Annotated in this window: 18 protein-coding genes; 8 read left to right on the forward strand and 10 right to left on the reverse strand. The window is 61.1% G+C overall.

The annotated features are described in order from the left end of the window. Nucleotides 1–204 precede the first annotated feature (204 nt). From acs to AB1E34_RS14355, 7 genes are all read left to right on the forward strand, one after another. Nucleotides 205–2,169, forward strand: coding sequence for an acetate--CoA ligase (gene acs / locus AB1E34_RS14325; RefSeq protein ID WP_372573025.1), 1,965 nt, complete (start codon nucleotides 205–207; stop codon nucleotides 2,167–2,169). Beyond that, entirely contained in the window at nucleotides 2,169–2,852 is a 684-nt protein-coding gene (locus AB1E34_RS14330) for an adenylate kinase (RefSeq protein ID WP_372573026.1), read from the forward strand. Before acs ends, AB1E34_RS14330 begins: the two co-directional genes overlap by 1 nt. A 171-nt stretch (nucleotides 2,853–3,023) precedes the next feature. Next, nucleotides 3,024–3,308 (forward strand): DUF4212 domain-containing protein, encoded by a 285-nt coding sequence (locus AB1E34_RS14335; protein ID WP_372573027.1) that lies wholly within the window; start codon nucleotides 3,024–3,026, stop codon nucleotides 3,306–3,308. A gap of 5 nt (nucleotides 3,309–3,313) precedes the next feature. Continuing rightward, on the forward strand, nucleotides 3,314–5,104 hold the full coding sequence (locus AB1E34_RS14340; protein ID WP_372573028.1) for a sodium:solute symporter family protein: 1,791 nt from the start codon (nucleotides 3,314–3,316) through the stop codon (nucleotides 5,102–5,104). A 110-nt stretch (nucleotides 5,105–5,214) separates the two neighbouring features. Beyond that, a complete protein-coding gene (locus AB1E34_RS14345) occupies nucleotides 5,215–7,038 on the forward strand; it encodes a DUF294 nucleotidyltransferase-like domain-containing protein (protein ID WP_372573029.1) in 1,824 nt (607 codons plus the stop codon). Nucleotides 7,039–7,071: 33 nt separating this feature from the next. Next, on the forward strand, nucleotides 7,072–7,593 hold the full coding sequence (locus tag AB1E34_RS14350; protein WP_372573030.1) for a hypothetical protein: 522 nt from the start codon (nucleotides 7,072–7,074) through the stop codon (nucleotides 7,591–7,593). After that, entirely contained in the window at nucleotides 7,593–9,005 is a 1,413-nt protein-coding gene (locus AB1E34_RS14355; protein WP_372573031.1) for a 3'-5' exonuclease, read from the forward strand. Before AB1E34_RS14350 ends, AB1E34_RS14355 begins: the two co-directional genes overlap by 1 nt. Nucleotides 9,006–9,137: 132 nt before the next feature. On the opposite strand, the gene AB1E34_RS14360 is transcribed toward AB1E34_RS14355, so the two are convergent. The 4 genes from AB1E34_RS14360 to AB1E34_RS14375 form a co-directional block, all read right to left on the reverse strand. After that, the gene (locus tag AB1E34_RS14360; protein ID WP_372573032.1) at nucleotides 9,138–10,466 is read right to left on the reverse strand and encodes a hypothetical protein; all 1,329 of its coding nucleotides are present in this window, start codon (nucleotides 10,464–10,466) and stop codon (nucleotides 9,138–9,140) included. 97 nt (nucleotides 10,467–10,563) lie between these two features. Beyond that, entirely contained in the window at nucleotides 10,564–11,220 is a 657-nt protein-coding gene (locus AB1E34_RS14365) for a methyltransferase domain-containing protein (RefSeq protein WP_372573033.1), read from the reverse strand. A 187-nt stretch (nucleotides 11,221–11,407) separates the two neighbouring features. Next, a complete protein-coding gene (locus AB1E34_RS14370) occupies nucleotides 11,408–12,469 on the reverse strand; it encodes an Mrp/NBP35 family ATP-binding protein (protein ID WP_372573034.1) in 1,062 nt (353 codons plus the stop codon). Then, a complete protein-coding gene (locus AB1E34_RS14375; RefSeq protein WP_372573035.1) occupies nucleotides 12,466–12,663 on the reverse strand; it encodes a DUF6494 family protein in 198 nt (65 codons plus the stop codon). Before AB1E34_RS14375 ends, AB1E34_RS14370 begins: the two co-directional genes overlap by 4 nt. Before the next feature lie 443 nt (nucleotides 12,664–13,106). On the opposite strand from AB1E34_RS14375, the gene AB1E34_RS14380 reads away from it, so the two are divergent. After that, nucleotides 13,107–13,628, forward strand: a complete 522-nt coding sequence (locus tag AB1E34_RS14380) for a hypothetical protein (RefSeq protein WP_372573036.1) — start codon at nucleotides 13,107–13,109, stop codon at nucleotides 13,626–13,628. 48 nt (nucleotides 13,629–13,676) lie between these two features. Here the strand turns inward: AB1E34_RS14380 and AB1E34_RS14385 are convergent, their stop codons facing one another. From AB1E34_RS14385 to AB1E34_RS14410, 6 genes are all read right to left on the reverse strand, one after another. Beyond that, nucleotides 13,677–14,465, reverse strand: coding sequence for an inositol monophosphatase family protein (locus tag AB1E34_RS14385; protein ID WP_372573037.1), 789 nt, complete (start codon nucleotides 14,463–14,465; stop codon nucleotides 13,677–13,679). A 99-nt stretch (nucleotides 14,466–14,564) separates the two neighbouring features. Beyond that, on the reverse strand, nucleotides 14,565–15,551 hold the full coding sequence (locus AB1E34_RS14390) for an ABC transporter substrate-binding protein (RefSeq protein ID WP_372573038.1): 987 nt from the start codon (nucleotides 15,549–15,551) through the stop codon (nucleotides 14,565–14,567). A gap of 60 nt (nucleotides 15,552–15,611) precedes the next feature. Next, nucleotides 15,612–16,457, reverse strand: a complete 846-nt coding sequence (locus AB1E34_RS14395; protein WP_372573039.1) for an ABC transporter permease — start codon at nucleotides 16,455–16,457, stop codon at nucleotides 15,612–15,614. Further along, nucleotides 16,454–17,368, reverse strand: a complete 915-nt coding sequence (locus AB1E34_RS14400; RefSeq protein ID WP_372573040.1) for an ABC transporter permease — start codon at nucleotides 17,366–17,368, stop codon at nucleotides 16,454–16,456. The genes AB1E34_RS14395 and AB1E34_RS14400 overlap by 4 nt, the downstream gene beginning before the upstream one ends. Continuing rightward, a complete protein-coding gene (locus AB1E34_RS14405) occupies nucleotides 17,365–17,799 on the reverse strand; it encodes a GNAT family N-acetyltransferase (protein ID WP_372573041.1) in 435 nt (144 codons plus the stop codon). The genes AB1E34_RS14400 and AB1E34_RS14405 overlap by 4 nt, the downstream gene beginning before the upstream one ends. Continuing rightward, nucleotides 17,796–18,593, reverse strand: coding sequence for an ABC transporter ATP-binding protein (locus AB1E34_RS14410; protein WP_372573042.1), 798 nt, complete (start codon nucleotides 18,591–18,593; stop codon nucleotides 17,796–17,798). Before AB1E34_RS14410 ends, AB1E34_RS14405 begins: the two co-directional genes overlap by 4 nt.

The following is an 18,593-nucleotide window of genomic DNA, read 5'->3' on the forward strand; positions in this document are numbered from 1 at the left end:
TTGCGCTAACAAAACGCAAGCTATTTACAAGTAATCGCATCTTGTAAAAAAATAATTTACAGACAAATCGTTAATTTTCATGTGTTTATTTTAATATTTTCAAACTTGCCTATACTTTCAGCAAGCCCGGAACATGATCGACAATCCCCTGCATATTGGGTGAAAAATGCGATCAACGAAAACAGTCATTGGGAGGAGCCTCAGATGACGACCGACACGCTGACCGGAACGAAGGCCTATGCGCCATCGGCAGAGACCGTTTCTCATGCCCATGTGGATGCGGCGAAATACGACCAGATGTACGCAGCCTCGATTGCTGATCCAGACGGGTTCTGGGGCGAACACGGCAAGCGGATCGACTGGATCAAGCCGTTCACGCAGGTGAAGGATGTCAGCTACGATTTCGGCAATGTGAATATCAACTGGTTCGCGGATGGCACGCTGAACATCTCGGCCAATTGCGTCGATAGGCATCTGGCGACGCGCGGCGACCAGACCGCGATCATCTGGGAACCCGACGATCCCAATGAACCGGCCCAGCACATCACCTACAAACAATTGCACAGCAGCGTCTGCAAGATGGCCAATGTGCTCAGCGGCCTGGGCGTGCGCAAGGGTGACCGTGTCGTGATCTATCTGCCGATGATCCCCGAGGCCGCCTATGCCATGCTGGCCTGCGCCCGGATCGGCGCCATCCATTCCATCGTCTTCGCAGGCTTTTCGCCCGACGCGCTGTCCGCCCGGATCAACGGCTCGGACGCAAAGGTGCTGATCACCGCAGACGAGGCCCCGCGCGGCGGGCGCAAGACACCACTGAAATCCAATGCAGACGCCGCGCTACTGCACTGCAAGGACAGCGTGAAATGCCTTGTCGTCAAGCGCACCGGTGGTCAGACCACCTGGGTTGATGGGCGCGACTTCGACTATAACGAGATGGCGCTGGAGGCGAGCGACACCTGCGCACCCGCCGAGATGAATGCCGAGGACCCGCTGTTCATCCTCTACACCTCCGGCTCGACCGGGCAGCCCAAGGGCGTGGTGCATACCACCGGCGGCTATCTGGTCTATGCGGCGCTGACCCATGAGATCACGTTCGATTACCACGATGGCGATATCTACTGGTGTACGGCGGATGTGGGCTGGGTCACCGGGCACAGCTATATCGTCTATGGCCCGCTAGCCAATGGGGCGACCACGCTGATGTTCGAAGGCGTGCCGACCTATCCCGATGCCAGCCGCTTCTGGCAGGTCTGCGAGAAACACAAGGTCAACCAGTTCTACACCGCCCCCACCGCGATCCGCGCGCTGATGGGACAGGGCAACGAGTTTGTCGAGAAATGCGATCTGAGCGACCTCAAAGTGCTGGGCACGGTAGGCGAACCGATCAACCCCGAGGCCTGGAACTGGTACAATGACGTGGTCGGCAAGGGCAAATGCCCCATCGTCGATACCTGGTGGCAGACCGAAACCGGTGGCCACATGATGACCCCCCTGCCCGGCGCCCATGCCACCAAGCCCGGTTCGGCGATGAAGCCCTTCTTTGGTGTGGAACCTGTGGTTCTGGACCCGCAATCGGGCGTCGAGATCTCTGGCAACGGGGTCGAGGGCGTGCTGTGCATCAAGGACAGCTGGCCCGGCCAGATGCGCACGGTCTGGGGTGATCATGAGCGGTTCGAAAAGACCTATTTCTCGGATTACAAAGGCTACTACTTTACCGGTGACGGTTGCCGTCGCGACGAGGATGGCGATTACTGGATCACCGGTCGCGTCGATGACGTGATCAACGTCTCGGGCCACCGGATGGGCACGGCCGAAGTGGAAAGCGCACTGGTGGCGCATGCCGCCGTCGCCGAGGCCGCCGTGGTTGGCTACCCGCATGACATCAAGGGTCAGGGCATCTATTGCTACGTCACCCTGATGAATGACCGCGAACCCAGCGAAGACCTCCGCAAAGAGCTGCGCACATGGGTCCGGACCGAGATTGGCCCGATCGCCAGCCCCGATGTCATCCAGTGGGCCCCCGGCCTGCCCAAGACCCGTTCGGGCAAGATCATGCGCCGTATTCTGCGCAAGATCGCTGAAAACGACTTTGGCGCGCTCGGCGATACGTCGACACTGGCTGATCCTTCGGTGGTCGAAGATCTGATCGAAAACCGGGCGGTGAAATGATGGAAAGCGATGTTCTCGCCACCCCCGCCGTGCTGATCCTGCTCGGGCCTCCGGGCGCGGGCAAAGGCACGCAGGCCCGCAAGCTGGAAGAGCAGTTCGGGCTGGTGCAGCTATCCACGGGTGATCTGCTGCGTGCCGCCGTCGCCGCGGGTACCGAGGCTGGCAAACAGGCCAAGGCCGTGATGGAAGCGGGCGAGTTGGTCAGCGACGAGATCGTCATCGCCATCCTGCGCGACCGGCTGGCCGAACCCGACTGTGCAAAGGGCGTTATCCTCGATGGGTTTCCCCGCACTGACGCGCAGGCCAAAGCGCTCGATACTTTGTTGGCCGAAAACAACCAAAAGGTCAGCGCCGCCATCAGTCTTGAGGTCAATGACGACGCGATGGTGACCCGCATCTCGGGCCGCTACACCTGCGCCAACTGTGGCGAGGGCTATCACGACACGTTCAAGACCCCGCAAAGTGACGGCATCTGCGACAATTGCGGCCATACCGAGTTCAAGCGCCGCGCCGATGACAATGCGGAAACGGTTGCCAGTCGGTTGCGCGCCTATCACGCCCAGACCGCCCCGCTGATCGCCTATTACGACAGCCAAGACGTTCTGGAGAGAATCAATGCCATGGGCGAGATCGACGAGATCGCCCGGGGCCTTGCCACCATCGTCAAGGGGGCGATGCGCTAGGCAGGAAAGATCGGGGCCGGATCAATCGGCCCCACCCCCTGATGAAAGACCCGGACTGACCGCTTTGGCGGACCGGTGAAGTCATGCCTGATGCCCGTAAGACGGCGCAGGCAAACAGAGGAGGTTTGCCCGATCCCCGGGCAAATCAGGAGGAAGCAAGGAGGACCCGCGATGGCGGATCAAACCACACACTCCGCGCAGACTGCCGAAGCCGACAAGGGCTATTGGCAGGCAAATGTGCGGATCATTCTTGTGAGCCTGGTTATCTGGGCTCTTGTCTCGTTCGGATTCGGCATTCTGCTGCGCCCGATGTTGTCCGGCATCAGCGTCGGCGGCTCCGATCTGGGTTTCTGGTTCGCGCAGCAGGGCTCGATTCTGGTCTTTCTGGGCCTGATCTTTTTCTACGCCTGGCGGATGAACAAGCTCGACGCCGAATTTGGCGTGGATGAGGAGTAAACGTCATGGATCAGTTTACCATCAACCTGCTGTTTGTTGGCGCGAGTTTTGCGCTTTACATCGGCATCGCGATCTGGGCCCGCGCCGGGTCCACATCTGAATTCTATGCTGCGGGGCGCGGTGTGCATCCGGTCACCAACGGGATGGCCACGGCGGCGGACTGGATGTCTGCGGCCTCGTTCATCTCGATGGCGGGCCTTATCGCATTCACCGGCTATGACAACTCATCCTACCTGATGGGCTGGACCGGCGGATACGTGCTGCTGGCGCTGCTGCTGGCCCCTTACCTGCGCAAGTTCGGCAAGTTCACCGTCTCCGAGTTCATCGGCGACCGGTTCTACAGCCCGACCGCGCGCATCGTGGCCGTGATCTGCCTGATCGTCGCCTCGGTGACCTATGTGATCGGTCAGATGACCGGCGTGGGCGTGGCTTTTGGCCGCTTCCTTGAGGTCTCCAACACCACCGGTCTGCTGATCGGGGCCTGTGTGGTCTTTGCCTATGCGGTCTTTGGCGGCATGAAAGGCGTGACCTATACGCAGGTGGCGCAATATTGCGTGCTGATCACCGCTTATACGATCCCGGCGATCTTCATCTCGCTGCAGTTGACCGGCAACCCTATCCCGGCCCTGGGCCTGTTTGGTGACGCGGCTGGTACAAGCGAGCCGCTGCTGAGCAAACTCGACGCGATCGTGTCCGAGTTGGGCTTTGCGGAATATACCGCCCATCACTCCGACACGCTGAACATGGTCCTGTTCACGCTGTCGCTGATGATCGGTACCGCCGGTCTGCCGCATGTGATCATGCGCTTCTTCACGGTGCCGAAAGTGTCCGATGCCCGCTGGTCGGCTGGCTGGGCGCTGGTCTTCATCGCGCTGCTCTATCTGACGGCCCCCGCCGTGGGCGCCATGGCACGCCTGAACATCACCGACATGATGTGGCCCAATGGTGGCATCGACGGCGGTGCGGTTGCGGTCGAACAGATCGACAATGATGCGCGCTATGACTGGATGGCCACCTGGCAGAAAACCGGTCTGCTGGACTGGGAAGACAAGAATGGCGACGGCAAGATCCAGTACTATAACGACAAGTCCGAAAAGATGCAGGAACTGGCCGCTGAAAAGGGCTGGGTCGGCAATGAGCTGACCAAGTTCAACCGCGACATCCTGGTTCTGGCCAACCCTGAAATCGCCAACCTGCCGGCCTGGGTGATCGGTCTGGTTGCCGCAGGTGGTCTGGCGGCTGCCCTGTCGACCGCTGCCGGTTTGCTGCTGGCCATTTCCTCTGCCGTAAGCCACGATCTGGTCAAGGGGTCGATCAACCCGTCAATCAGTGAAAAAGGCGAGCTTCTGGCGGCGCGGATCGCAATGGCGGTGGCCATCGTGGTTGCCACCTATCTGGGTCTCAATCCTCCGGGCTTTGCGGCGCAGACGGTTGCTCTGGCCTTTGGTCTGGCGGCTGCCTCGATCTTCCCGGCGCTGATGATGGGTATCTTCTCGAAGAAGATCAACAACACCGGTGCGGTCTGCGGTATGCTCGCAGGTCTGACCGTGACGCTGGTCTACATCTTCCTGCACAAGGGCTGGCTGTTCATTCCGGACACCAACTCCTTCACTGATGCCGATCCGCTGCTGGGTCCGATCAAGTCGACCTCGTTCGGCGCCGTCGGGGCTGCGATCAACTTCGGTGTGGCCTATCTGGTCGCTGGCATGACCAAGGAGACTCCGCAGGAGATCAAGGATCTGGTCGAAAGCGTGCGCATCCCCCGTGGGGCCGGTGCTGCAACGGCGGATCACTGATATGGCGGGCGGGCTCTTCACCCTCCCTGTAACGGCCCGGCCGCATTAGACTGGTCCCGCCTGGCCTCGGCCCGGCGGGGCTTTTTTACGAATTTCCAAGGCATTGCCTCATGTCCCTGACCCAGGATCAGATCATTCGCTTCCTCAGATCGGTGCATCCCTATGATGCGCTGCAGCCTGAGGTGCAAAGCGATATCGCCGCGCAAGCCGAAACGCGCATTTACGCGACGCAAGAGGCGATCTACCGGTTCGGCGAGGCCCTGCCCGGCCTCTTCGTGATTCATGACGGATCGGTCGAAGTGGTCGATGAGAATGGCGAAGTGGTCTCGCATCTGGGGCTGCGCAACAGTTTCGGCGAGCGCGGATTGCTGCGCGATGGCAAGGCCGCGACAAGTGCCACGGCAACAGCCGCAACCACCCTGCTGATGCTGCCCGCGCAGTTGATCACAACCCTGCAGCGCGACCACCCCATCGTCGCGCGGTTCTTCAACCGAGAACACCAGGCCCGCGCACCGCAAAACGATCTGGCCACCAGCCCGGTCGAGACGCTGATGGCCCGTGATCCGGCAACCTGTGCGCCCGATCTACCCGTGCAACAGGCGGCGCAGGTCATGCGCGATCGCCGCATCTCGTCGCTTTGCGTGGTGCGGGACGGGCTGCTGCGCGGGATTGTTACCCTCCGCGACCTGTCCGGCAAGGTGGTGGCCCAGGCGCTGCCCGGCACCACGCCGGTTGCTGATGTCATGACCGCCGCGCCGATGACCCTGCCGCCCTCGGCCATCGGCTCGGATGTGTTGCACATGATGATGGAACACCGCATCGGCCATGTACCGATCACCGAAGCCGGGCGGCTGGAGGGCATCGTTACCCAGACCGACCTGACCCGCTTTCAGGCCGTCAGTTCGGCTGAGCTGGTCGCCGCCCTTGCCCGCGCCGACACAGCCGCAGAGATGGCCTGTGTGACGTCTGAGATTCCGCGCCTGCTGGTGCAGCTGGTGGCGGGCGGCAACCGCCATGACGTGGTGACCCGCCTGATCACCGATATCGCCGACACCGCGACCCGGCGCCTGCTGGCGCTGGCCGAAGCCAAGCTCGGCCCCCCACCGGTGCCCTATCTGTGGCTGGCCTGCGGCTCGCAGGGTCGGCAGGAGCAAACCGGGGTCAGCGATCAGGACAATTGCCTGATGCTGGATGACAGCGTAACCGAAGCGGATATGACCTATTTAACGGCACTGGCGACATTCGTCTGTGATGGCCTCAACACCTGCGGCTATGTCTATTGCCCGGGTGAGATGATGGCGACCAATCCGCGCTGGCGCCAACCGGTTCGGGTCTGGCGCGACTATTTCGCGGGCTGGATCGCCAAACCCAACCCCGAGGCGCAGATGCTGGCCAGCGTCATGTTCGACCTGCGCCCCATCGGCGGCGATTTCGAGCTGTTCGAGGATATTCAGGCCGACACGTTGCGCGCCGCCAGCGCCAATTCGATCTTTGTGGCGCATATGATCTCGAACGCGCTCAAGCATAGCGTGCCGCTGAGCCTGTTCCGTGGTCTGGCCACCATCCGCTCAGGCGAGCATCGCGATACAGTGGACATGAAACATAACGGCGTCGTGCCGGTTGTCGATCTGGGTCGGCTCTACGCGCTGCGGGCGCAACTGACACCGGTCAACACCCGCGCCCGTCTGGACGGAGCTGAGCGCAGCGGCGCGCTCAGCCCGTCCGGTGCGCGCGACCTGCGCGACGCCTATGATCTGATTGCTGACGCCCGACTGGAGCATCAGGCCGCACAGGTCAAGGCAGGCCTCGCGCCGGATAACTTCATGGCGCCGGGCAGCCTGTCGGATTTCGAAAGAAGCCATCTGCGCGATGCCTTTGTCGTGGTAAAGACCATGCAATCGGCCATCGGGCACGGCAAGGGCATGCTGGGCTAAGACGCCGCAGCGGGCCTGCATGGGAGGAAAGAGATGTTTCTGGAACTGATCGCAACGGTGTTTGCCGGGATCGCAACGGCAGGTGTGGTGATGCTGCTGAACCGGGTGCTGGGCGGGCGGCTGCCCAAATGGCTGGCCCCGGTCGGGGCCGGTCTGGCGATGATCGCGGTCACCATCTCCAGCGAGTATAGCTGGTATGGGCGTACCGCCGCCGCCCTGCCCGAAGATGTCGAGGTGATCGAGACCGTGGACAGCCGCGCGATCTATCGCCCCTGGACTTATGTCGCGCCTTATGTCGACCGGTTTGCCGCGCTGGACCACGCCTCGGTCCAGACCAACCCGACCCTGCCCGATCAGCGCCTGGCCGATCTCTATTTCTTTGGCCGCTGGGCGGCGGTGTCAAAACTGCCGGTCCTGGTGGATTGCGCCGGATCGCGGCGCGCAAATCTGGTCGATGGTGCGCGCTTCGGTGATGATGGCGCAGTGCTGGATGCCGACTGGGTCGCCGCCGATGACGGCGATGCGGTGCTCCGGGCGCTCTGCGGAGATGCATGATGTTGGGCGGTCTCAGCCTGCGTCTGCGCGTCTTTCTCTTCTTCTGCCTGCTGGCTGTAGGTGGGCTGGGCCTGACCAGCGTGGCGCTGTATCTGGGATCGGCACGCGCGCCTGTCTCGGGCGTGCCGCAGGCCTTCGTCTTCTCGGGGCTGCTCATCGGCTTCGGTCTGCTGGCGCTGATCGCAGGGATCTGGCTGCTGTTTGACGAAAACGTCGCCAAGCCGATTGAGCGGCTCGCGGCGTCACTGCGGGCCCGCGAAGCAGCAGCGCTGGACCTTGAGATCGATACCGACGCCGCGCGCTATCTGGGCGATCTGGCCCCCGCCGCCGCCGGGCTTGCGGGGCGCGTCTCCGATCAGACCCTGGCAACGGCACAGGCTGTCGCCTCGGAAACAGCACGGTTGAAGGCCGAAAAGGATCGGCTGACAGCGCTGCTGACCGATATCCCGGTGGCGATGGTCCTGGTCAGCCCTGCCCACCAGATCGTGCTTTATGACGGGCAGGCCGCAGAGGTTCTGGCGCAGATCGCCCCGCCCCGCCTCAACGCCTCGCTCTTTGACTATCTCAAGCGGGAGAGCCTTGAAGCCGCCCATGCCCGCCTGAACAAGACCGGACAGGATGTGAGCGCTCAGATCACCAGTATCGACGGCAGGCAAAGCTACGCTGCGCGTTTGAGGCCGCTGGGCGCGGGCGCCGGATACCTGCTGATCTTTGACGAAAGCGTGGCCCGGATCGCCCCGGAAGAGGCCCGCCCGCTGGTTTACGATTTCGATCTGCTCGAAACGCCGGGCGATGAGGCGATCGAAGCGCGCAACCTGGATGAGCTCTGCTTTGTTGTCTTCGACACCGAGACCACCGGCTTACTGCCACACAAGGACGCGGTGGTGCAGATCGGCGCGGTGCGCGTGCTACGCGGGCGGCTGGTCAGCGGCGAGGTGTTTGACACGCTGGTCGATCCCGGCAGGCCAATTCCACCCGCCTCGACCCGGGTGCATCGGGTCACGGATGCGATGGTTCAGGGCGCGCCGGATTTTGCGGAGGCCGGGCGGCAATTTCACCATTTCGCCCGCGACGCGGTAGTCGTGGCCCATAACGCGCCATTCGACATGGCATTTCTGCGCCGCGACGCCAAGCTGATGGGCGTGACCTGGGATCATCCCATTCTGGATACCGTGCTGCTCTCGGCGGTGCTGTTCGGGGCCAGCGAGACCCACACACTGGACGCGCTTTGCGACCGGCTTGGCGTGACCATCCCCGAGAACCTGCGCCACACCGCCCTCGGCGATGCGCAGGCCACGGCAGAGGTTCTGGTGGCGATGCTGCCAATGCTGTCGGCGCGTGGGTTCAAAACTTTTGGCGAGGTAATCACCCAGACGCGCAAACACGGCAGGCTGCTGGAGGACCTCAACTGAAGCAGAACATGCGGCCTCGCCTTGATGCGATGAAAACCGGGATGTTCAAGATACGTACCCTCAAGAACTCTGTGGTGTCACCCGCTGCGCTATGGGCGGCGGACAAGCAGCTGACCTTTCCGCCGATGCCCATCACTTCTTCTTGTTATGCGCCCGCAATTCCTTGACAATCTCAGCCGTGATCTGTTTTTCGTAAGCCCTGAGCATCTCTTGGAAAATGTCATCGGCCAGACCGGATTTCATCGCCTCGTCCGCAGCGCGATGCGCCACCTCTTCGGCGGACTTTCCCTGCAGTTTCTTGCCGCCCTGGGCCACGAAATTCCTGGTATGCCCGTCCCATAGCTTTTTCAGTGCACCCGAGGTCAGCAGTTTCATCACCCCGCCGACACCGACCCGTGTCAGAACCTTGATCGTGGCCCGGCGCGACACATCGGCCAGCAGCTTGGTTCCGGCCTTGGCGCCGATCTGCAGCTCGGCCTCGATCACCTTTCGTGACGCCCCGGTGAAGAACCGCCCGATACCGCGCGAAAACTGCGTGCCCGCCAGACGGTTGGCATGAGCGGTGATGAAGCGGCTCGACCCGACCTGCCGCGCCAGAAAGTTCATTCCGTATTTTCCGATGGCACCCGCGATTGCCCCTGAAACTGCCCCGGTGGCGGCGCGTTTCAACGCCCGGTTCAGCAGTTCCGACCCGGATGTGGTTTTCACACCAGCCGAACTCTGGCCGACGATCTCGGCCCCGTCATAGGCCAGCCCAACGCTGGTGTTTGCCGTGGCCCCGACAAGGATCGCCGCCGGAATGCTGGCCGGCGCGGTGATGGTTACCGCTGCGATCGTTCCGCACATCATGCCGACATCGCGGGTGAATTCCAGCGCGTCAGTGGCCGTTTCGGCTCCGCCGATCAACCCGTCGACCCAGGCATGAACCGCGCGGCTATATGCATAGACCGCCTTGCCGGTCGGCTCGATCGTCTTGGCGATCACCTTGTAATTCCGGCTGTTGACTGCACCGGTCAGTTTCTTGAAGGCCGCCTCGGCCTTCTTGCGCTGGCTGACCGGTGGGTCCCCCGCCGCCAGCCCGGCAATGGCCGCCACGATCCACTGATCCTCGTTGATCTTGGTCTGTGCATCATGCCGGTCGCGGGCGCTGGTCATCGTCACCAGAATACGGCGATAGGCGCGATCAATATCCCGGTGCCGCTGCAACAGCCATTTCTGGTATTTTTTCTGGCCAACAATGCTCTCTCCCTTGGGACCGGGAATGCGATAGGCCTTTGCCTTGGGGTTGGGGTGCCAGACGATATCGCCCTTGTTCAGGGCCTTTTTCGACATCAGCGTTTTGGCAATGCGTTTGTTGCCCGGATAGCTGGTCAGAACCTTGGCATCCTTGATCCTGAACTGTTTGACGAGCGACTGCAGCGTCTCGCCGCCCTTGGCCTTGTACTGAATCCAGAGGCTCATAAAAATCCGCCATCATTAACAAACCAATCTGTAGAGCCTACCCGAAAAAGCCGTGTTTGTCATCTTGAGCGAAACAGCGGGCCGCGCATCGCCGGTTTCAGAGCTTCTTCCAGACCCCGTGACCATCCCCTTTGGCGATCAGCTTGCGCGAGCTGTCCAACGACACATCCATGAACGAGGCGATATAGGCCCCCGGTTTCATGGTCTCGATCAGATGGCGTTCGAATTTCTTCTGCAATTTGTCTTCGCTGAAGGGTTTGTAGAAATAGATGATGTCATAAGAGCCGTAATCGAAGCTCATAGCGTCATCGTGGAAAATATCCTGACCAAGATCAAAATACCGCCGGCCCCGTTCGACATAGGTTTCCGAATAGTCAAACCCGACGATCTTGTCGAAGTTGAACTTGTCCGTCGCCCGAAGCAGATGCAGATTGCGCCCGATTCCGCACCCGACCTCAATGAAACTGCAGGGCCGGTGCAGAACATCGCTGTGCTTGTAATCCGGGTCCAGCGACAGCGCCCGTTCCAGATCATACATCAGGCCAAAAAAGGAATTGATGTCGATGGGGATGTAGTCGAACTGCCCGTCGCGGTTTTCGATCTCAAGCTCGCTCCAGTCGCCAATCGCATTCAGGGCGGCGGCCAGTATCTTCTTTTCCTCGTTGGCGCGTTCGGCGATCCGGAACAATTCGGCAAGATCCTCCCTTATGCGCAAAAGGTCGAAATCCTCCGGCAAAGCATCCATGCGTTCCATAACACCGCCTCCTCGTCAAATCGCTTTCTGAAAACCCGTCAGCGTCCCGCAACTATGCGCCTTCGCGCCGGATTGGCAATCCACCGGCCGGATTAACCCGATCAGTTCGCCCGTACAGCGCCCGCGCAAACCTGGTCTACGCCACATAGACCGCGCCGATGCATCGGCGCGGCATTGCTTGTATCGCTCAGGCCTGACCCTTGGCGATCAGGTCACGGGCGATCTTGCGAAACGCCTCGGCCTGCTTGCTGTCGGGTTTGCTGACCACGATCGGCGCACCGTCATCGGCGGCGACCCGGATATCGAGATGCAGCGGAATCTCTCCCAACAGCGGCACATTCAGCGCCTTGGCCTCTGCCGCAACACCGCCATGGCCGAACACATGCTCCTCATGACCGCATTTCGAGCAGATATGGGTGGACATATTCTCGATCATGCCATGGATCGGCGTCTTGAGTTGGCGGAACATGTCGATCCCCTTACGGGCATCGATCAGCGCCACATCCTGCGGGGTGGAGACTACGATGGCCCCGTCCACCGCAAATTTCTGGCTGAGCGTCAGCTGCACGTCACCGGTGCCCGGCGGCAGATCGACGATCAGCACATCCAGCGCCCCCCATTGCACCTGCCCCATCATCTGCTGCAAGGCCCCCATCAGCATCGGGCCGCGCCAGACCACGGCCTGATCTTCGTTGGTCATCAGCCCCATCGACATCATGGTCACACCATGATTGCGCAGCGGCAGGATCGTCTTGCCATCTGGGCTGGCCGGACGCCCCGAGACCCCCAGCATACGCGGTTGAGACGGCCCATAGACATCGGCATCCAGCAGACCCACACGCCGCCCCTCGCCAGCCAGAGCGCAGGCCAGATTGGCCGAGACGGTGGATTTGCCCACCCCGCCCTTGCCGCTGGCGATAGCGACGATCCGGTCCACGCCCGGCACCGGCTGCGGGCCGGTCTGCGATGGTTTTGGTTTCGGCTTCAGCTCGGGCGGCGCTTTCTCGGCATGGGCCGTCAACATGGCCGAGACATTTTCTACCCCGTCCACCGCCCGCGCCGCGCGTTCAGCCACGGCGCGCACAGCCTCCATCTGCTCTGCCAGCTTGGGGTCGATCTCCATCACGAAGCGCACGGTGTCACCGTCGACATTCAGCGCCCGCACGATACCGGCGCTGACGATGTCCTGCCCCGAGACCGGGTCGGTGATCTTCTTGAGGTTGGCCAGAACCGCGTCGCGAATGCTCATGCGTCGCCATCCTTGATGGTGCCGGTGACCACATGTTCCACCTCAAGCCCGTCGACGGTCAGTACCATCTTGACCTCGTAGGCGCCGCCCGCTGGCGTGCCTGCCTTGCGCAGGCCCTCTTCGATCGCCTGCTGGCTGGTCACGCCAACCTGCTTGAGGAATTTGCGCATCGACATGTTGTAATCGCCGCTCATGGCTGTACTCTCCTTGATCCTGTGCGAAGCAAGACCCCCTGCCCGCCGGGCCGAGGCCTGGGTCGCGCCCATATGTGCCTGAGCCTCAGGCGCTTCACCACCCCTTCTCTACGCCAAAGGGCAGAAAGGGCAGGTTTAGTTCTCAATTCCGGCAGATCGCGGCAAGTCTGTCCATGTTGCTGTTAGAGGTTATCGCAATAGCGTCCCCAATTTCGCTGACATTGTTGGGCCTGTCCGCCTCCGAATCCGACTCCCTCTGCATTGGACCTAAAAACGCGCAGGGGCCATCGTCTGGCACCTGTGATGGGTTTAGAAATTGCCCTACATCGACTTGCTTGGTCTGCCGCTCTCTGACGCAGCGTGAACGCGCAGTTTTCATTCGCAAACTGAAGCAGAACATGGCAAAGCTATTGATTATTGTATGAATTCCCAGGTGATGTGTGATGCCGAAGAAGAGTTATGTAGGCGAACTTTTTGAGTTCCAGGTCGGCGAGCGGCTAGCATATGGGTTGTGCACTCATGAGATGGAACAAGGCTGGGGTCCATATATGGGTCAACTGGTCTGCTTTTTTGAAGGAGCGGAACCAGCACCGCTGGAAGACCCCTCGAAGGTTCTGGATCGGCCTGTCTTTACCACGGCCTATGCGCCCATTCCCCATATGCTGAAGGACAATGAAGCGCGCAAGGTTGCGGATGTTGTGATCCCAGAGGACCTCAGCGTCCCACCGTTTATGCGAGAAGGAGGAGGGGATCTGGGGCCATACTGTTTAGCCAATGCGCTTAACCCGGAGCAACCCGTCGAAAACTCGATACCCGAAAAAGCTATTAGATTTGTACCAGATCTAGGGCTCATAGGGGCTGGCGCTCTGGAACGTATATATCGTTTTAATCTGACTCCTGAACGTGAATACGATATTGAGATGGGGTTGTATGTGTTGGACGAAGAGCGGGACGCCGTTTTTTAGCCCATGCCAAGAATTTGTCCTGGCGAGTGAATGGGTTGGCAAGCCGTTTCAATGGTTCGAGCTTGCGCCCGTGCCCTTGCAGATATCTGCGATGGGTCCGGCGTTTTGATTAGCGGCAAGAACCATACCCGGCGCGAGCAGGAAACGTGACAGATCAGGGTGCTCGACGACGCCGCCTGCAGCCCGTACCAGCACAAGCCCGGCGGCTGCGTCCCAGACATTCAGCGAGGGTTCGTAATAGGCCTCGACCCGTCCGCTGGCGACGGACATCAGCCCGATGGTCGCCGCGCCCTGCCTGCGATACTCGCACCCGGATTCAAGCAGGCGGCCGATCCGGTCCAGATGATCGCTCAGACCAACGCGCTGGGAATAGCCCAGAACAACCATGCTCTGATCGAAGTCGACGCGGTCCGAGACGCTGATCTGCGCGTCGTTCAGCCGCGCGGGCTGGCCGGTTCGGGCGCTGGCAAGCGCCCTGTGATCGGGTGCGAAGATCACGCCGTGGGTCAGGTCCGCCCCGTCGAAATAGCCGATCGACACAGCCCAGTCCGGCATGTCGCGCATGTAGTTCGCCGTGCCGTCAATCGGGTCGATGATCCAGCAGGCGGCAGCATCTCCGGTCAGACCGCCCTCTTCACCCAACACCGAGTCATCTGGATAGGCATCGGCAATCGCCTCGCGGATCAGCGTTTCGACAGCAAGATCTGCGGCGGTGACAAAATCCTGCGGACCCTTGGTGTCGATGGCCAACCCATCGGGATGCTGGCGCAGATCAACCGCCAACTGCCCCGCCTGTCGCGCGAGGGTTTCGGCAAATTTCAGCCGTGTGTCGGGCATGAGAAGGTCCTTTCGAAGCCGATATGCGTGATATCCAGCAGTTCCCGCAATAGAAAACGGGGCCCGAAAGGCCCCGCTTCGATGGGTTTCAAAGCAGCGTTAGTTCAGCGCCTTGTCGGTGATGTCATGGGTCCAGGCGCCTTCGGGCGCCTTGGTAATCACCGGGTCCGAGCCACCGGCGAGCAGCGTATTCACCGTGCGGTCGAAATCAGCCGGGTCCAGCTTGCCGTTGCTGCCTGCGGTCAGCTTGGCGATCTCGCCCATCATCCGCACCTGATGCGCTTCGGTCTGGGCGCCGGTCTCGTCATTGTCCAGAACGATGCCCGCCGCTTCCTCGGGGTTTTCCTCGGCATATTTCCAGCCCTTCATCGAGGCCTTGACGAACCGCGCCATCTTGTCGGCAAAGGCGGGATCGGCGAGGTTTTCTTCCAGCACATAGATGCCGTCCTCCAGCGTGGCGACGCCCATGTCTTCGTATTTGAAGGTCACCAGTTCATCCTCGGAAACGCCCGCATCCAGCACCTGACCGTATTCGTTATAGGTCATGGTCGAGATGCAGTCGGCCTGCCGCTGCAGCAGCGGATCAACGTTGAAACCCTGTTTCAGCACGGTGACGCCGTCATCGCCGCCATCGGTGGGGATACCTTCCTGGCTCATCCAGCTCAGGAACGGGTATTCATTGCCGAAGAACCACACGCCAATGGTCTTGCCCTTGAAATCCTGAGGCCCGGTGATGCCGGTATCCTTCCAGCAGGTCAGCATGAGGCCGGACGTCTTGAAAGGCTGCGCAATATTGACCACCGGCAGGCCCTTTTCCCGCGCCGCCAGCGCCGAGGGCATCCAGTTCAGCATCGCATCCGCGCCGCCACCGGCCAGAACCTGCGGCGGGGCGATATCGGGACCGCCAGGCAGAATCGTCACATCCAGTCTCTCTTCCTCGTAAAACCCCTTATCCAGCGCCACATAATAGCCGGCAAATTGCGCCTGCGTCACCCATTGCAATTGCAGCTTTACCTCATCGGCGGCCAGTGCCGGGCTAGCGGCCAGTGACAATGCCAGCGCGGCCCCACTCAGTAGCTTTTTCATTCTCTTCTCTCCTTGTTGATCTCTTTGCCCCGTTTCCGAGGTCGTTTTCATTTTCCCCGACTACCCACGCTGCGACGGATGCCAGAAGGTCACCGCCTTCTCGATCATCGCCACCGCCCCATAAAACAATGTCCCCGCCAACGCGGCTACCACAATCTCGGCCCAGACCATGTCCAGCGCCAACTGACCTACGCTGGTCGAGATGCGGAACCCCATGCCCAGGGTCGGCGAGCCAAAGAATTCGGCCACGATCGCCCCGATCAGCGCCAGCGTGGTCGAGATCTTCAACCCGTTGAAGATGAACGGCATCGCCGCAGGCAGGCGCAGCTTGAAGAAGCTCTGCCAGTAGCTGGCCGCATAGGTCTCCATCAGATCACGCTGCATGGCGGTGGTCTCGCGCAACCCCGCCACGGTGTTCACCAGCATGGGAAAGAACACCATCACCACCACCACGGCGGCTTTCGACTGCCAGTCGAAGCCGAACCACATCACCAGAATGGGCGCGGTACCGACGATCGGCAGGGCAGCCACGAAATTGCCCACCGGCAGCAGGCCCATCCGCAGGAAGTTCGAGCGATCAACCGCAATCGCCATCACAAAGGCAGCGCAACAGCCAATAACGTAACCACTGAGCGCACCCTTGACGAAGGTTTGCACGAAATCCGCCCAGAGGATGTCGGTGCTGCTGGCAAACCGCCCCGCAATCATCGTCGGTGGCGGCAGGATGACCAACGGCACCTGCAACCCACGCACCAGCAACTCCCAGACCACGAGGATTGTCAGTCCGAAAATCAGCGGCACGGTCACCTGAATGGCCCGCGTATGCGCATACGGCCCCTCGGCCAATCGCAGGTTCAGCCACCAGCCAAAAGCCCAGAGCAGCATTGCGACAAGGATCAACATCATGTCATCCCCATCCGTTTGAGGACCAGACGTTCAATCAAGCCCAGCAGCCCGACCAGGCAAGCCGCCAATATCGCCGCCGCAAACAGCGCCGACCAGATCTGCACCGTCTGCCCATAATAGCTACCCGCCAGCAATCGCGCGCCCAGCCCGGCCACAGCACCGGTCGGCAACTCCCCAACGATGGCCCCCACCAGCGAGGCGGCGATCCCGATCTTGAGCGAGGCAAAAAGATAGGGCATCGAGGCCGGCAGCCGCAATTTCCAGAACCCCTGCGCCTTGCTGGCGCTATAGGTCCTGAGCAGATCAAGCTGCATCGCATCGGGGCTGCGCAAGCCTTTGACCATACCAACAACCACCGGAAAGAAGCTTAAGTAAGCCGAGATCACCGCCTTGGGGATGATCCCCTGCACGCCGACCGAATAGAGCACCACGATGATCATCGGCGCCAGCGCAATGATCGGAATGGTTTGGCTGACAATCGCCCAGGGCATCACCGACATGTCCATCACGCGGGAATGCACGATACCCACCGCCAGCAGGATGCCCAGCCCGGTGCCAATGGCAAAGCCCAGCAAAGTCGCGCTGAGCGTCACCCAGGCGTGATAGACCAGAGAGCGTTTCGAGGTGATCTTTTTTTCAATCGTGGTGTCCCACAGCTCTTCAGCCACCTGATGCGGGGCGGGCAGACGCGGCCGCTCCTGCTCCCACGTGTCGTCAATCGCAAAGGGGTTGTCGAGGATCAGCTCAAACTCATCAATCTGACGCCGATCCGCTGCTTTCGGAGGATCAACAACCTCACCCGCCCGCTCCGCCTCGACCAGCACGCCCCGGATATTCATCGGGACGCTGGCGGCATACCAGAAGGCGATGATGACAGCGACGACGGTGAGGACGGCCAATAGCTGCTTCATCGGCACCACTCCATCTTGATCATCGTCAGCATATCGGGCGGCTCAGGTGCCAGCCGCGCCACCTCAACAAAGCCCTCGCGGCGATAGAACCGCTCCGCATGACGGTTGGGGACATAGACCGTCAGCCACAGCCAGTCGCGACCCGCTTTGGCAATGTCGAGCAGCGCCTTGCCGATCCCCTGCCCGGTCCGCAAACAATAGAGCGCGCCCACTTTGGCCTCCGCAGGGTCCACCGACATAAAACAATCGATCGGATCACCCGCGACCCAGATCTCGCGCTTCGGATACGCGTCCGAGATCAGGGTCGTCAGTTGTGCCAGCGACAGCGCGCGCGGCATCCATGCCGTCCGCGTGATCCATGTATCCACAACGCGCGCGCAGTCGGCCGCATCCTCAATACGCGCCCGGCGGATATCGCTGGCCATTGTCATACCGTGTCCCCATGCCCTGCCCGCAGCCCTTCGCGCACCCGATGCGCCACTTCGATGAACTCCGGCGTATCTCGGATATCCAGCGGGCGCTCCTTGGGCAGCGGGCTGTCGATCACGTCCGTGATCCGCCCCGGACGCGGGCTCATCACCACGATCTTGGTAGACAGATAGACCGCCTCGGGGATCGAGTGCGTCACGAACCCGATGGTCTTCTCGGTCCGCGCCCAAAGCGCCAGAAGCTGCTCGTTCAGGTGATCGCGCACGATCTCATCGAGCGCCCCGAAGGGTTCATCCATCAGCAGGATATCGGCATCAAAGGCCAGCGCCCGCGCGATGCTGGCCCGCTGCTGCATACCACCCGAAAGCTGCCAGGGGTATTTGCCACCAAACCCTTCCAGATCAACAAGTTGCAGAACATTCTTGACCCTATCTTCTTGCTCGGATTTCGAGTATCCCATGATCTCCAGCGGCAGTTTGATGTTCTTCGCAATTGTCCGCCACGGATAAAGCCCCGCCGCCTGAAACACATAGCCATAGGCCCGGTTCCGCCGCGCCTCATCCGGGGTCATGCCATTGACGCTCAGAGCACCGCCCGTGGGCGTCTCCAGCGCAGCAATGCAGCGCAGAAACGTCGTCTTGCCGCAGCCCGAAGGCCCGATGAAACTGACGAAATCGCCCTTGTTGATGGTCAGGCTCACGTCTTTCAGCGCATGCACCGGGCCATCATTGGTTTCGAATGTCAGGTCGAGATTTTTTGCTTCGATGACGGCGTCGGTGCCGGGGTATTCAGTCAT

The sequence above is a fragment of the Ruegeria jejuensis genome (assembly GCF_041537905.1).
Taxonomy (GTDB): Bacteria; Pseudomonadota; Alphaproteobacteria; order Rhodobacterales; family Rhodobacteraceae; genus Ruegeria_C.

Excerpts from the sequence above, each read along its gene's own strand:
- acs (WP_372573025.1), top strand. The coding sequence starts at position 205 with ATGACGACCGACACGCTGACCGGAACGAAGGCCTATGCGCCATCGGCA.
- AB1E34_RS14330 (WP_372573026.1), top strand. The coding sequence starts at position 2,169 with ATGGAAAGCGATGTTCTCGCCACCCCCGCCGTGCTGATCCTGCTCGGG.
- AB1E34_RS14335 (WP_372573027.1), top strand. The coding sequence starts at position 3,024 with ATGGCGGATCAAACCACACACTCCGCGCAGACTGCCGAAGCCGACAAG.
- AB1E34_RS14340 (WP_372573028.1), top strand. The coding sequence starts at position 3,314 with ATGGATCAGTTTACCATCAACCTGCTGTTTGTTGGCGCGAGTTTTGCG.
- AB1E34_RS14345 (WP_372573029.1), top strand. The coding sequence starts at position 5,215 with ATGTCCCTGACCCAGGATCAGATCATTCGCTTCCTCAGATCGGTGCAT.
- AB1E34_RS14350 (WP_372573030.1), top strand. The coding sequence starts at position 7,072 with ATGTTTCTGGAACTGATCGCAACGGTGTTTGCCGGGATCGCAACGGCA.
- AB1E34_RS14355 (WP_372573031.1), top strand. The coding sequence starts at position 7,593 with ATGTTGGGCGGTCTCAGCCTGCGTCTGCGCGTCTTTCTCTTCTTCTGC.
- AB1E34_RS14360 (WP_372573032.1), bottom strand. The coding sequence starts at position 10,466 with ATGAGCCTCTGGATTCAGTACAAGGCCAAGGGCGGCGAGACGCTGCAG.
- AB1E34_RS14365 (WP_372573033.1), bottom strand. The coding sequence starts at position 11,220 with ATGGAACGCATGGATGCTTTGCCGGAGGATTTCGACCTTTTGCGCATA.
- AB1E34_RS14370 (WP_372573034.1), bottom strand. The coding sequence starts at position 12,469 with ATGAGCATTCGCGACGCGGTTCTGGCCAACCTCAAGAAGATCACCGAC.
- AB1E34_RS14375 (WP_372573035.1), bottom strand. The coding sequence starts at position 12,663 with ATGAGCGGCGATTACAACATGTCGATGCGCAAATTCCTCAAGCAGGTT.
- AB1E34_RS14380 (WP_372573036.1), top strand. The coding sequence starts at position 13,107 with ATGCCGAAGAAGAGTTATGTAGGCGAACTTTTTGAGTTCCAGGTCGGC.
- AB1E34_RS14385 (WP_372573037.1), bottom strand. The coding sequence starts at position 14,465 with ATGCCCGACACACGGCTGAAATTTGCCGAAACCCTCGCGCGACAGGCG.
- AB1E34_RS14390 (WP_372573038.1), bottom strand. The coding sequence starts at position 15,551 with ATGAAAAAGCTACTGAGTGGGGCCGCGCTGGCATTGTCACTGGCCGCT.
- AB1E34_RS14395 (WP_372573039.1), bottom strand. The coding sequence starts at position 16,457 with ATGATGTTGATCCTTGTCGCAATGCTGCTCTGGGCTTTTGGCTGGTGG.
- AB1E34_RS14400 (WP_372573040.1), bottom strand. The coding sequence starts at position 17,368 with ATGAAGCAGCTATTGGCCGTCCTCACCGTCGTCGCTGTCATCATCGCC.
- AB1E34_RS14405 (WP_372573041.1), bottom strand. The coding sequence starts at position 17,799 with ATGACAATGGCCAGCGATATCCGCCGGGCGCGTATTGAGGATGCGGCC.
- AB1E34_RS14410 (WP_372573042.1), bottom strand. The coding sequence starts at position 18,593 with ATGACTGAATACCCCGGCACCGACGCCGTCATCGAAGCAAAAAATCTC.